The sequence below is a fragment of the Streptomyces sp. NPDC006450 genome (genome assembly GCF_040612195.1).
GTDB lineage: Bacteria > Actinomycetota > Actinomycetes > Streptomycetales > Streptomycetaceae > Streptomyces.
Genome location: NZ_JBEXPT010000034.1, coordinates 40801 through 54623, shown reverse-complemented (window position 1 = coordinate 54623; position 13823 = coordinate 40801). Strand labels below are relative to the sequence as shown.

Annotated in this window: 10 protein-coding genes; 9 read left to right on the top strand and 1 reads right to left on the bottom strand. The window is 75.2% G+C overall.

All coding sequences use genetic code 11. The features are described 5' to 3' along the window. Positions 1-120: 120 nt before the first annotated feature. From ABZY57_RS13825 to ABZY57_RS13790, 8 genes are all read left to right on the top strand, one after another. Positions 121-999 (top strand): BadF/BadG/BcrA/BcrD ATPase family protein, encoded by an 879-nt coding sequence (locus ABZY57_RS13825; RefSeq protein ID WP_356511460.1) that lies wholly within the window; start codon positions 121-123, stop codon positions 997-999. A gap of 233 nt (positions 1000-1232) precedes the next feature. After that, positions 1233-2558: a hypothetical protein gene (locus ABZY57_RS13820; protein WP_356511474.1), complete on the top strand. Its 1326-nt coding sequence runs from the start codon at positions 1233-1235 to the stop codon at positions 2556-2558. Positions 2559-2731: 173 nt separating this feature from the next. Beyond that, complete coding sequence (locus ABZY57_RS13815) at positions 2732-3667, top strand: glutamate ABC transporter substrate-binding protein (protein ID WP_356511472.1); 936 nt, start codon at positions 2732-2734, stop codon at positions 3665-3667. A gap of 86 nt (positions 3668-3753) precedes the next feature. Continuing rightward, on the top strand, positions 3754-5061 hold the full coding sequence (locus ABZY57_RS13810; protein ID WP_356511470.1) for a hypothetical protein: 1308 nt from the start codon (positions 3754-3756) through the stop codon (positions 5059-5061). A gap of 5 nt (positions 5062-5066) precedes the next feature. Continuing rightward, positions 5067-7793, top strand: a complete 2727-nt coding sequence (locus tag ABZY57_RS13805; protein WP_356511468.1) for a tetratricopeptide repeat protein — start codon at positions 5067-5069, stop codon at positions 7791-7793. 3 nt (positions 7794-7796) lie between these two features. Beyond that, positions 7797-9650 (top strand): protein phosphatase 2C domain-containing protein, encoded by a 1854-nt coding sequence (locus ABZY57_RS13800; protein WP_356511458.1) that lies wholly within the window; start codon positions 7797-7799, stop codon positions 9648-9650. A gap of 27 nt (positions 9651-9677) precedes the next feature. Then, positions 9678-11003, top strand: coding sequence for a VWA domain-containing protein (locus ABZY57_RS13795; protein WP_356511456.1), 1326 nt, complete (start codon positions 9678-9680; stop codon positions 11001-11003). A gap of 90 nt (positions 11004-11093) precedes the next feature. Further along, positions 11094-12164, top strand: a complete 1071-nt coding sequence (locus ABZY57_RS13790) for an FHA domain-containing protein (RefSeq protein ID WP_356511454.1) — start codon at positions 11094-11096, stop codon at positions 12162-12164. 73 nt (positions 12165-12237) lie between these two features. Here the strand turns inward: ABZY57_RS13790 and ABZY57_RS13785 are convergent, their stop codons facing one another. Further along, complete coding sequence (locus ABZY57_RS13785; protein ID WP_356511452.1) at positions 12238-13227, bottom strand: methyltransferase domain-containing protein; 990 nt, start codon at positions 13225-13227, stop codon at positions 12238-12240. 149 nt (positions 13228-13376) lie between these two features. Between ABZY57_RS13785 and ABZY57_RS13780 the strand changes: the two genes are divergently transcribed. After that, positions 13377-13781: a globin gene (locus ABZY57_RS13780; RefSeq protein WP_243334938.1), complete on the top strand. Its 405-nt coding sequence runs from the start codon at positions 13377-13379 to the stop codon at positions 13779-13781. The last annotated feature ends 42 nt before the right edge of the window (positions 13782-13823 follow it).

The following is a 13823-nucleotide window of genomic DNA, read 5'->3' as shown; positions in this document are numbered from 1 at the left end:
CGTTCTTTCTACAGGCCCGCCGCCCCCCCCCCCCGCGGCCCCCGGGCGGGGGGGGCGAGTGGGGGGCGGGGGGGCCGGGCCCGCCGCCCGGGCCGCCGGGGCGCCTACCCGCCCCCGCGGGTGGGGGTCGTGGCGGCGGTGGACGTCCTCGGGCGGGCCGTCGCGGAGGCGGCCCGGGCCGCCGGGCTGCCGGGGCCCGCGGCCGGAGCCCCGTACGCCGTCCATGTATCGGCCTGTCTGGCCAACGCGGACCTCCCGGTGGAGGAGGTCCGGCTCGCGCAGGCCATCGGCGCGCGCGGCTGGGGCACCTCCACCGAGGTCCGCAACGACACCTTCGCGATCCTGCGCGCCGGACTCGGCGAGGACGCCGGGGGGCCGCGCGGGGTCGCGGTGGTGTGCGGGGCGGGCATCAACTGCGTGGGCATGCTCCCCGACGGGCGCACGGCCCGGTTCCCGGCGATCGGGCAGCTGTCCGGCGACTGGGGAGGCGGCGGCGGACTCGCCGCCGAGGCCATGTGGTGGGCGGCCCGCGCCGAGGACGGGCGCGGCGGTCCCACCGAGCTCGCGGCGGCCCTGCCCGGGCACTTCGGCCTGGACTCCATGTACGCGCTGGTCGAGGCCGTGCACCTGGGCTCCGTCGAGCCCGTACGGATGCACGAGTTGGTGCCGGTGCTGTTCGCGGTGGCCGCGGCCGGTGATCCGGTCGCCGCGGCCCTGATCGAGCGGCAGGCCGAGGAGGTCGTGGCACTGGCCTCGGTGGCGCTGATGCGGCTCGGGCTGCTGGCCGAGGCGGCTCCCGTCCTGCTGGGCGGCAGCGTCCTGGCCGCCCGGCACCCGCAGCTGAACGGCCGGGTGGAGACCCTGCTCGCCGAACGGGCCCCGCACGCCCGGGTCTCGGTGGTGACGGCCCCGCCGGTGCTGGGCGCCGGCCTGCTGGGCCTGGACGCGCTGGGGGCCGGGCCCGAGGCCTACGGGAAGCTGCGTGCCCATTTCGGTTGAACCGCGCCCGGGCCGGAACCATCGCGGCTCGTAGGGCGTACTAGGAGCGGGGACGGATCGGGGCGGATCGTGCCCGATCCCGGACCGGGTGCTGTGGACGACCGCCACTAAGGCCATACTGCTGCGAAGCACGAAGGACCGAGGGGGAGGTCAGGGTGGCCATCACATCACGCGCGCCCGCGCCCGGCGGCGTCTCGGCGCCCTCCGGGCCGCCGGCGCCGCCGCCCGACGGGCTGCCCCGGCGCGGCAGCGCCTGGGCCGAAGGCGTGGAGCGGCTGCGCGCGGCCGCCACCACCGAGCCCGGCCGGCTGCGGATCGTCGGCGCGGCCCTGGCCGCGCTGGTCCTGCTGTTCGGCGCGGTGGCCGTCTGGGAGATCTCCGGCCGGGTCACCGCGGCCGATGACGTCGTGGGCCGCAGCCAGCCTCTGAGCGCCGACGCGGCGAGCATCTACCGCTCCCTCGCGGACGCCGACACCGCCTCCTCCAGCGGTTTCCTCGCGGGCGGTCAAGAGCCCCGCGAGGTCCGCAGCCGGTACGAGAAGGACATAGCCCATGCTTCCCGGCTGCTGGTGAACGCGGCCGCCAGCACCACGGCCGGCGAGGACTCCCGCAAGCAGATCACCCTGCTGAGCGAGCAGCTCCCGCGCTACGCCGGCCTGATCGAGCAGGCCCGGGCAACCAACAAGCAGGGCCTGCCGCTCGGCGGCGCCTACCTCCGGTACGCGAACGAGCAGATGAGCACCCAGCTGCTGCCCGCCGCGCAGCGGCTCTACGAGGCGGAGACCGGGCGGCTCTACACGGACTACGACGAGGCCCGCGCGCTGCCCCTGGCCTCGCTCGGGGCGGGCCTGCTGGCGCTCGCCGCCCTGGTCTGGGCCCAGCGGCGCAACTACCGGCGTACGAACCGCGTCTTCAACCACGGGCTCGTCGCCGCGACCACCGCCGCGCTGGTGCTGCTGCTGTGGCTGGTCGCGGGGCACACGGTCGCCCGGTCGGGGCTGAGCGAGGCCCGCACGGACGGGCAGGAGTCGCTCAAGGTGCTCAACGACGCGCGGATCGCCTCGCTCCAGGCACGGGCCAACGAGAACCTGACCCTGGTCTCGCGCGGCGCCGTACTGGCCGAGGACAAGAAGTCCGACAAGTACGACGTGGACTTCTCGGACGACATGAAGGACCTGGACGCGGGCCTGGCGACGGCGGCGAAACTGGCCGACGACCCGGCCGGCCGCGCCCCGGTGTCCCGCGCCGTGGAGGGCGTGAAGCGGTGGAAGGAACTGCACACGGCGGCCCGCCAGACCGACCTGAAGGGCGACTACCAGGGCGCCGTCGGGCAGGTCATCGGGGACGGGGACCACAAGGAGCCCACGGGGTCCGCCTTCGACACGGTGGACGCCTCGCTGGAAGCGGCCGTGGCCCACGAGCAGCGTGAGTTCACCCGGGCGGCGCGGGACGGGCTCGGGGCGCTCGACGGTTTGCTGACAGGCACGGCGGCCCTGGCGGTCGTCGGCGCGGTGGCCGCCCTGCTCGGCATCGGGCGCAGGCTTTCGGAGTACAGGTGAGAGCGATGCCGGGACGGCTGAAGCGCACGGATGAGGGCTCCGAGCGGGCCGGGGGCACCGTGGCCCCTGCGGTGGCCGCCGCGGGCGCCGTGGAGGGCGCCGCCGAGGGCACGGAGGTACGCGGCCTGCGGCGGCTGACGGGCAGGCTGCGCGGCTGGGGCGGGGTCGGTGCGATGGCCGTGGCCTGCGCGCTGACGGCGGCGGCCGTGCTGCTGCCCCTGGCCCAGGCCGCCCCGGGCGGCACGGCACCCTCCTCGCTGGTGCGGGAGCCCGCCAGGACGGCCGTCGCTCCGCGGACTCCCGGGGACACCTGCGAGAACCCGGAGGCGAGCCTGCGCCCCAACGGGCTGGACGGCTCCGCGATCCAGCGGATCCGCGCCGCGGGCCACCTCGTAGCGGGCGTGGACCAGAACAGCTTCAAGTGGGGCTACCGCAACCCGGCCGGGGAGCTCGACGGCTTCGACATCGCCCTGGTCAAGGCCATAGCGAAGGACATACTCGGCGAGGACGGCAAGGTCATCTACCGGGCCATCCCCACCAGCCAGCGCATTCCCGCGCTCAAGGACGGCACCGTCGACATCGTCGTGCGCACGATGACCGTCAACTGCAAGCGGCTGGAGGAGGTCGCCTTCTCGACGGCGTACTTCGAGGCCGGGCAGCAGGTGCTGGCGCCCAAGGGCTCGGCGATCACCGGCTACGACGCCTCGCTGAAGGGCCGCCGCATCTGCACGGCGGCCGGCTCCACGGCGGAGGCGGCGCTGACCGCGCAGTCCTACGGCGCGGTGCCGGTCAGCGTGCCCAACCAGCTCGACTGCCTGGTCCGGCTGCAGTTGGGCGAGGTGGACGGCATCATCACCGACAACGCCCTCGCCGCGGGCCAGGCCGCGCAGGACCCCTCGGTCAGTCTGGTCGGCTCCCCGTTCACCAAGGAGTTCTACGGGGTGGCCATGAACAAGGACGCCGGCGACCTGGTGCGCCGGGTCAACAAGGTGCTGGAGGACTACCGTGCGGGCGGTGACAACAGCCCCTGGATGAATGCCTACAAGGCCCACTTGGAGCCCGTGCTGCCCGGCGTGGGCGGTCCGCCCGCTCCCAAGTACCGGGACTGAGGCCGGTGGCGGATTCTGAGCCCGATGTCACGAGACCGGAGGCAGGATCGGTGGAGGCACATCCTTTGGGGACGCAGCCGGCGGTGATGGACCGGGACGGTGTGGACCGGGCGCTGGCGCGGCTGGGCGCGGAGCACGAGGCCGTCGAGACCTCGCTGCTCGCGCTCCAGGACCACTCCGGCCGCCGGCTCCTGGAGGGTGCCGGCCTGACCGGGGTCACCAAGGAGCGCTGGGCCGAGGCCGACGCGGCCATCACCCGCCTGTGGCGGTACTTCGACGCCTACAGCGGGGCACTGGGCGCCGCCCGGGAGATCCGTGAGCGGCGCCGCTGGCCGAGCCGCGAGGACCTGGTCGAGCTGACGGACCGGCTGCGCGGGCCCGGGGTGCTGATCTCCGGCGCCGCGGTGGAGGGCGCCCCGCTCGCGGAGCGGTTCTCCCTAGCCGAGCTGGTGTCCCGCATGAACGAGCTGTACGCGAGCTCCCTGGACGTGGTGGTCGCCGCGGACTCCGTCTGGTCGGCGCTGCCCGCCCGGATCGACCTCCTCGCCGCCGAACTGCACCGCACCCGCGCCCTCGCCCACTCGGTGGGGGTCCGGCCGGGAGAACACCCCTCGGGGGACGACCTGGAGGCCATCACGGCCGAGCTGGCCGACCTGCGGGCCCGGGTGATCGAGGACCCGCTGGCGTTCTGGTGCGCGGTGGCCGGGAGCTCCGCCCCGGGCGGCGGCCGTCCGGACACCGGGCGCTACGACCGGGCCGCGCTCGCGCTGGAGGACGTACGCCGGGAGGTCGAGGCGGTGCTGGCCGTCCGGCAGGACGCCGAGCAGCGGCTGATCAGCCTGCGGGACGTGCTCTCGCGGGCCGACCGGACCCTGGCGGAGGCCCGGGTGGCCCGCGGCGAGGTGCTGGCGAAGATCGCGGCGTCCGAGGTGCCCGCGGTGAGCGGCCCGCCGACGGCGCTGCAGGAGCAGCTCTCCGCGGCGGCCGAGTACCGGCGCCGGGCCCAGTGGCACCGGCTGTCCCCGCTGCTGGAGTCCTTGGAGGAGCGGGCCGGTGAGGAACTGCGACGGGCCCGCGAATCGTTGACCGCGGTGACGGCGCCGCTGGCGGTGCGGGCGGAGCTGCGCGGACGGCTCGACGCCTACAAGGCGAAGGTGGCCCGGCTGGGCATGGCGGAGGATCCGCTGCTGATGGAGCGGTACGACACCGCACGGCGGATGCTGTGGAGCGCGCCCTGCGATCTGCGGGCCGCCGAGCAGGCGGTGCTCCGCTACCAGTGGGCGGCGGCCGAGGCGCTGCCCGCCCGGCAGCAGGACCGGCAGGACCAGCAGGACCAGCAGAGGCACCAACCGGTGCGTGAGTGGCCCGACGGGCCGAGGGAGGGGGACGCGTGAGTCTGATCGGAACGGCGTGCATGCGCCCCGGCTGCCCGGGGACGTACGAGGACATGGGCGGCGGCGAGGTCTACTGCGACACCTGCGGGCTGGCGCCGGCCGGGGCCGTCGCGGCGGGCGCCGAGGAGCTGGTGTCGGTGCCGACGGCGATGACGAGCGCGGCACGCCACGGGGACTCGCAGGGGTCCGGGCGGTCCTCCTCGTCCTCCTCCTCGCGTGCTTCCCGCTCCTCGCGGTCGTCGCGGTCCTCTTCTTCGCGGCGCTCCGTGTCGGGCCGGCTCTCGCGCTCCCTCTCCGGGGCCGCGTCCACCCGGTCGGTGTCGGTGCGCAGTTCGGGTTCGGCCGCCTCGGTGTCGGGCCGCAGCCGGCTGGGAGCCGGGCTGGTCAACGTACCGGAGGTGCCCCGTCCGGATCCCTCGGCGGCGGTGCTGGAGAACCCGGAGGTCCCGGAGCGCAAGCGGTTCTGCTCGCGCTCGGACTGCGGGGCGCCCGTGGGGCGGGCCCGCGGGGACCGGCCCGGGCGGACGGAAGGTTTCTGTACCAAGTGCGGGCACCCGTACTCCTTCGTCCCCAAGCTGCGCGCGGGCGACCTCGTCCACGGCCAGTACGAGGTCGCGGGCTGCCTCGCGCACGGCGGGCTGGGCTGGGTCTACCTCGCGGTGGACCGGGCCGTGTCGGACCGGTGGGTGGTGCTCAAGGGCCTGCTGGACACCGGGGACCAGGACGCGATGGCGGCCGCGATCTCGGAGCGGCGCTTCCTCGCGGAGATCGAGCACTCCAACATCGTGCGGATCTACAACTTCGTGGAGCACCTGGACCAGCGGACCGGTTCGCTGGACGGGTACATCGTCATGGAGTACGTGGGCGGCAAATCGCTCAAGGAGATCGCCAACGAGCGGCGCCGGCCGGACGGCCGACGCGATCCGCTGCCCGTGGAGCAGGCGTGCGCGTACGGCATCGAGGCGCTGGAGGCGCTCGGCCACCTGCACACCAGGAACCTCCTGTACTGCGACTTCAAGGTCGACAACGCCATCCAGCAGGCCGACCAGCTCAAGCTGATCGACATGGGCGCGGTCCGGCGGATGGACGACGAGGAGTCGGCCATCTACGGCACCGTCGGCTACCAGGCGCCCGAGGTCGCCGAGCTCGGCCCGTCGGTCGCCTCCGACCTGTACACCGTGGCGCGCACGCTGGCCGTGCTGACCTTCGACTTCCAGGGCTACACGAACGTGTTCGTGGACTCGCTGCCGGACCCGCAGCACATCGAGGTGTTCGGGCGGTACGAGTCCTTCTACCGGCTGCTGGTACGGGCCACCGACCCGGATCCGGGACGGCGGTTCGCGTCCGCGCAGGAGATGGCGGACCAGCTGACGGGGGTGCTGCGGGAGGTCGTCGCGCTCCAGACGGGCCGCCCGAGGCCCCAGGTCTCCACCCTCTTCGGGCCCGAGCTGCGGGTTCCGGACGACCGGCTGTTCATCGACGACAAGTCGGGCGGGCACGTGTCCCTGCTGGGCGAGCGTCCCGTGAAGCGGTGGCGGGCGGGCCGGGGTGCCACTGCGACCCGGGTACCGGCGGCCGTCCCGCTCCCGGGGGCCGCTCCAGCGGTGGAGGCGGCCCCCGACGCCGCGGGCCCGTCGGTCCCGTCTGCTCCGCCGGCTCCGCCGATCACGGGGTACGGCACGACCGGACTGGTCACCACGGCGACGCACCGGGCCGCCGGTCCCGGCGTGCCGGCCCCGCGCCGGGCCCCCGCGGCCGCGCCGCTGCCCCCCGTGGGGGTCTCCGCCGCGCGGCGGCCGGAGCTGTCCACGCTGGACCCCCGCGAGGCCGCGCTGGCACTGCCGGTGCCGCTGGTCGACGCCGGGGACCCCAACGCCGGTTTCCTGGCGGGCCTGCTGGCCTCCGCGCCGGCCGACCTGCTGGCCGCGCTGGGCTCGGCGCCGGCCGAATCCGCGGAGCTCAGGCTGCGGGAGCTGCGGGCCCGCCTCGAACTGGGCGGGGCCGACGCGCCGCTCGTCGCCGACGCGCTGACCCGGCTGGAGGCGCGGCACCCCGACGACTGGCGCGTGGTGTGGGCCCGGGGCATCTCCTCGCTGGCCGTCGGGGAGGACGAGACGGCGGCCCTGTCCTTCGACGCCGTCTACGACGCCTTCCCGGGCGAACCGGCGCCGAAGCTGGCGCTGGGGCTGTGCGCGGAGGTGCTGGGGCAGTTGGACAACGCCGCCGAGTACTACCGGCTCGTGTGGGCCACGGACCCCGGGTTCGTCGCGGCCGCGTTCGGACTGGCCCGGGTGCAACTGGCCGCCGGGGACCGGGCCGGAGCCGTGCGCACGCTGGAATCCGTACCGGAGGCGTCCATCCACCACACCGCCGCGCGGGTGGCGGCCGTACGGGCACGCCTGCGCGACCGGTCTCCCCAGGAGGCGCTGCTGGCCGATCTGGCGGCGGCCGCGGCGCAGGTGGAGGCGCTGGGGAGGTTCGGCCTGGACTCGGTGCGCCACGAGCGGCTCAGGGCGGAAGTTCTGGGCTCGGCGCTGGACTGGGTACTGTCGGGCAGCCGGGGTTCCGACCCCGGCCGTACCTCGCTGCTCGGCTGCCAACTGGACGAGCGGGGGCTGCGCTTCGGCCTGGAGCGCTCGTTCCGCGTGCTGGCACGGCTGGCGCAGCGGGGCGAGGAGAGGATCGAACTGGTGGAGCGGGCAAACCGTTTCCGTCCCCGGACGTGGGTGTGATTGATGTCGATGCATCGGCTGTCGGGCTGCCCCAGCTGCGCGGAACCGCTGGAGGAGGGTGATCGTTTCTGCGGCCTCTGCGGCTACGCCCTCACCAGCGCCGCCCCAACGGAGCCCCGGGCCCCGGAACACAGGGCGGCCCCCGCGCCCCCGGCGACCCCGCCCACGGCGGGCCTGGGAGCGCCGTTCGCCCCGGCGGGCTCGGCACCCGTGGACCCACCGGCCCCGGCCGGGGCGGGTCCGGCTGCCCAGGCGGGTTCCACCGGCCGGCCCACCCCCGCGGGCGGGATCCCGGCCACCCGCGGGCGCCCCGCGCCCGACGAAGCCCTCGCGCCCCGGCACTCCGGCGGCCACGCCGAACAGGCGGCCCCCGGGTACGCCGTCGAGGCCGCGCCCGGCTGGGGCAGCATCTCCACCGCCGCCCCCACCCTGGTGTCCGGCTCCACCGGCTGGTCCGACCCCGGCTCCCCGGCCGACCCGCACGGCACGCACCCGGCCCCCGGGGGCCCGTACACCGCGCCCCCTCAGGGCCGGCACCCGGCGGACACCACCCCCTACGGCGCGAGCGCGCAGGGCACGGGTCCCGCAGGCGGAACCGGCTACGACGGCTCCGGCCCGTACGGCACCCCGGCCCCGGGAGAGCCCGCCTCCCCCTACGGCCACCCCGCCCCGCAGGGACACACCCCCGAGGGCGAAGCCCCGTACGCCGACCCCGCCCCGCAGGGCCCGCACCCCGGCGGCGAAGCCCCGTACGGCGGCGCGACCGGCGGGCACGGCGGCCCCCAGCACGAAGCCCCGTACGGCAGCCCCGCCCCGCAGGGACACACCCCCGAGGGCGAAGCCCCGTACGGCGGCGGTCCCGCGGGCGAAGCCCCCCAGGGGGGCCCCGCCCCGCAGGGTGAGGCCGGCGGGAAGACCTGCGTGGCCTGCCGCGCCGGGCGGGTGGACACCGACGGGTACTGCGAGCACTGCGGCCACGCGCAGCCCCGGGAGCGGGACCACCTCGAAGAGGAGCTCGGTAGCGTCGCCGCCGTCAGCGACCGAGGGCTGCGCCACCACCGCAACGAGGACTCCTTCGCCGTCGCCGCCACCGCGCTGCCCGACGGCTCCGCCGCCACCGTGGCGATCGTCTGCGACGGCGTCTCCTCCGCCAGCCGCCCCGACGAGGCCTCCGCGGCCGCCGCCGGTGCCGCCAACGAGGCGCTGCTCGACGCCCTCCCCCGCGGCGCCCACCCGCAGGAGGCCATGCACGAGGCGATCCTGGCCGCCGCCGCCGCGGTGAACGCCCTCGCCCCCGAGGTGCCCGGCGCCCAGAACGCCCCCGCCTGCACCCTGGTCGGCGCCGTGGTCAGCCGCGGCCTGCTGACCATCGGCTGGGTCGGCGACAGCCGCGCGTACTGGGTCCCCGACGACCGCGCCGCCCTGCCCCGCCGCCTCACCGAGGACGACTCCTGGGCCGCCCAGATGGTCGCGGCGGGTCTGATGGGCGAGGCCGAGGCCTACGCCGACGTCCGCGCGCACGCCATCACCGGCTGGCTCGGGGCCGACGCGTACGACCTGGAACCGCACACCGCCACCTTCAAGCCGGACCACGACGGCGTGGTCGTGGTCTGCACCGACGGGCTGTGGAACTACGCCGAGTCCGCGCGCGACATGGCCCAGGTGCTCCCGCACGACGCCGCCGTCCGGCCCCTGCACAGTGCGCAGGTCCTGGTGGGGCACGCCCTCGACGGCGGCGGGCACGACAACGTCACCGTCGCCGTCGTCCCCTTCGCGGCGACCCCCCCGACGGCTCCCACGGGTCCGAGCCGGCCGACCCCGCCCGCAGGCCCCGCCGCCCCGCACGCCCAGGCCTGACCCCCCGTCCCCGAGGAGGAGCGACCGATGGCGAACTTCGCCAAGCCGAGCGCCCCGCGCTTCAGCGTGGAGGTGTACCAGAACGAGTTCCTCGCCGAGGGCGCCCGCGACGTCCACGCCATCGTCACGGTCACCTCCACCGGCGGGGCCACGGCCACCCGGACGGCCGTCGCCCCCGGCGGCGCCGCCGTGGTGATCATGGTCGACTGTTCCGGCTCCATGGAGTACCCGCCCGACAAGATGCGCGGCGCCCGCGAGGCGACGGCCGCGGCCGTCGACACCCTCCGCGACGGCACCGCCTTCGCGGTGATCGCCGGTACCCACGTGGCCAGGGAGGTGTACCCCCGCCAGGGCCGCCTCGCCGTCGCCGACGCGACCACCCGCGCCCAGGCCAAGGAGGCCCTGCGCGGCCTCTCCTCCGGCGGCGGCACCGCCATCGGCACCTGGCTGCGCCTCGCCGACGGCCTGCTGCGCGGGTCCACCGCGGCGATCCGGCACGGGATCCTGCTCACCGACGGCCGCAACGAGCACGAGGACCCGGCCGTGCTCCGCGCCACCCTCGACGCCTGCGCGGGCCGTTTCACCTGTGACGCCCGCGGCGTGGGAACGGACTGGGAGGTCAAGGAGGTCACCGGCATCGCGAGCGCGCTGCTCGGAACGGCCGACATCGTGGCCGATCCGGCCCGGCTGACCGAGGACTTCACGCACATGATGGAGAAGGTCATGGGCAAGGAAGTGGCGGACGTCTCACTGCGCCTGTGGACCCCGGTGGGCGCGGAGGTCCTGTACGTCAAGCAGGTCGCTCCCGCCGTGCAGGACCTGACCGGACGCCGCACGGAGGCGTCCCCGCGCGCCGGGGACTACCCGACGGGTTCCTGGGGCGACGAGTCCCGTGAGTACCACGTGTGCGTGCGGGTCCCGGGCGCCTCCGTCGGCCAGGAGATGCTCGCCGCCCGCGCCGCCCTGCTCATGCCGGGTGCGCCGGGTGAGGACCCGTCCGTTCTCGCTCAGGGCCTGGTCCGGGCCGTCTGGACGGACGATCTCGCCGCGTCCACCGCCATCAACCCGCAGGTGGCCCACTACACCGGGCAGGCAGAGCTCGCGCAGGCCATCCAGCAGGGCCTGGAGGCCCGCAAACTGGGGGACGTCGGCGGGGCCACGGCCAAGCTCGGCCGGGCCGTTCAGCTGGCGAGTTCCTCCGGCAACGCCGACACCGCCAAGCTGCTGGCGAAGGTGGTGGACGTCGTGGATGCGGCTGCGGGTACTGTGCGACTGAAGGCAAAGGTCGCCGACGCGGACGAGATGACACTAGAAACGCGTTCCACTCAAACCGTTCGAGTGCGAAAATCTTGACGTAGAGCTTGACGCTCTGATCAGACGCGGATCAGACGCGAAGAAGAAGACCCTGCCTCATGGACGCAGGAAGAAGGAGGAAGCGCCGCGATGCCGACCTGCCCGAACGGGCACCAGTCCGCCTCCGACGACTGGTGCGAGGTCTGCGGCCACCGCATGGCCGCCCCTACGGGCACCCCCGGGGCGCCCTCCTACGGCTACGGCTACCCTCCCACCGGCGAGCCGACCGCACAGGCCGAGCTCTGCCCGCAGTGCCGGACCCCGCGCGAGGCCATGGCCCCGTTCTGCGAAGAGTGCCGGTACAACTTCCTGACCCGTTCGGCGACCTCGTACACGCCGCTCTCCCCGGACCTGCCCCCGCCGCCGCCCCCGTCCCCGGGCGCGCCCGCGGCACCGCCGGCGTACTCCCAGGACCACTTCGACTACCAGGGCTCGCGGCCCTCGCGGGTCAACCGCCCCGCCGAGCCGCTGCAGCGCGAGGACGACTGGATGCTGCCGCCTCCGGCGCGCCAGGACTTCCAGCAGCCCCCGTACCAGCAGCAGCCGCCGCCCCCGCAGCACCAGCAGGCCCCGCAGCACCAGCAGGCACAGCAGGCTCCGCCGCACCAGCAGGCACAGCAGGCTCCGCCGCAGTACCAGCAGCAGCCGTCCCGGACCGGGCAGTACCAGCCGCCCCCGCCGCCCCCGCACCACCAGCAGCATCAGGCACCCCAGCCCCAGCAGTCGTACCAGCAGCCCTACCAGCCCCAGGGCGGCGGGTCCTGGACCGCGACCATCGGTCCGGACCGCACGTACTTCATGGCGATGATGCAGCGCAGCGGCCCCGAGGCGGCCGGGCTCGACCTGCCCGCGTACTCCCCCGAGCAGCACCTCCCGCTCGCCGGCGGCCAGATCACCATCGGCCGCCGCCGTGCCTCGACGGGCGAGTCCCCCGACATCGACCTGTCGGTCCCCCCGGAGGACCCGGGCGTCTCGCACCAGCACGCGGTGCTCGTCCAGCAGCCCGACGGCAGCTGGGCCGTGGTGGACCAGAACTCCACCAACGGCACCACGATCAACCTCGGCGAGGACTCGATCCAGCCCTACGTGCCGGTTCCGCTCGCCGACGGGGACCGCGTCCACGTCGGCGCCTGGACGACGATCACCGTCCGGCGCGGCTGAGGTTTCCGACCTACGGCGAAGGCCCCCGGTATGACCGGGGGCCTTCGCCGTGTGCGGGTTCCGCCCGGCCTGCCTATGACGACTCCCCCGTCTCCCCGAGGGGCCACACGTAGGGCCCCTCGGGGTCGTCGAGCCAGGACCACTGCCCTGCGGCGCTGACCGTCACCCCGAAGCGCTCGCGCGCCGGCCGGTCCTCGCGCCGCCACAGGTCCAGCGCCTCCCTCGGGTGCAGCGCGCCCGAGGTGAGCACCAGCATGAACTGGAAGCGCTCGTTCTCCACCAGCTCGTACGGGAGCCCCTGGGGCGTCCCGTACGTGCCCGGCGGCGCGGCCGTGGCCCCGCGCAGCGGCACGAAGTAGGCCGAGGTGTGCAGGAAGCGGCCCTCCGCGAACGCCCCGTCCCGCACCGTGAGGGCGATCAGCCCGGTCGACAGCGGGGCCAGGATCCGGGCCCCGGGCCGGCACTGGCCCAGCCAGGCGGGCGGGATCAGCGGGATCGTGCAGGTCACCAGGATCCGGTCGAAGGGGGCGCGGGCGGGGCAGCCGCGCGCCCCGTCGCCGGTGACCACGGCCGGGTGGTAGCCGAGCCGGTCCAGGTGCGCGCGCGCCGAGTCGGTGATCTCCTCGTCCAGGTCCACGGTGGTGACCAGATCGTCGCCGAGCCGGTGGCACAGCAGGGCAGCGTTGTAGCCGGTGCCCGCGCCGATCTCCATCACGTTGTCCCCGTCGCGCACGTCCAGGGCCTGCAGCATCTTCGCCATCAGCGAGGGCTGGCTGCTGGAGGAGACCAGCTCGCCGTCGCGCAGCCGGGTCGCGAGCGGGGCGTCGGTGTAGACCCCGCGCAGCCAGCGGGCCCGCTGTTCGGGGTCCGGGTCCTCGGACCAGAGCCGCTCGTGTCCGGCGCCGCGGCCGGTGTAGAAGTACGGGACGAACATGTGCCGGGGCACGGCGGTGAAGGCCGCGCGCCAGCGCGGATCCTCCAGCACCCCGGCGGCGGTCAGCTCCCGCACCTGGGCGGCGTGCGCGGTCTCCCGCACGTCGCGTACCTCGGCGTGTGCGCCCATGCCTCCACTGTCCTGCGCGGACCGCCCGGGTGCGAACGGGCTGCTGCCGCGCCGCGCACCCACCGTGCCCCGCCGCGAACCCGCTGCGGCCGCCAGGAGCAGGTCCTAGGACCGGGGTCCTCCGTCCGGGCGTCTGAGACGATGGTCGGGTGAATGAGATTCCGCGGGGCACGGTCCAGGAGCAGACCTTCTACGAACTGGTGGGCGGCGAGGACACCTTCCGCCGTCTGGTCCACCGCTTCTACCAGGGGGTCGCCGAGGACCCGCTGCTGCGCCCGATGTACCCGGAGGGGGACCTCGGTCCCGCCGAGGAGCGGTTCGCGCTGTTCCTGATGCAGTACTGGGGCGGCCCGAACACCTACAGCGAGAACCGCGGCCACCCGCGCCTGCGCATGCGGCACGCGCCCTTCCAGGTGGACGCCGCCGCGCACGACGCGTGGCTGGCCCACATGCGGGTGGCGGTGGACGAGCTCGCCCTCGCGCCGGAGCACGAGGCGCAGCTGTGGCGCTACCTGACGTACGCCGCCGCGTCGATGATCAACACCGCGGGCTAGCCCGTACGGGATCCCGCGCGGGGTCCCGTACGGCGCGGCCGG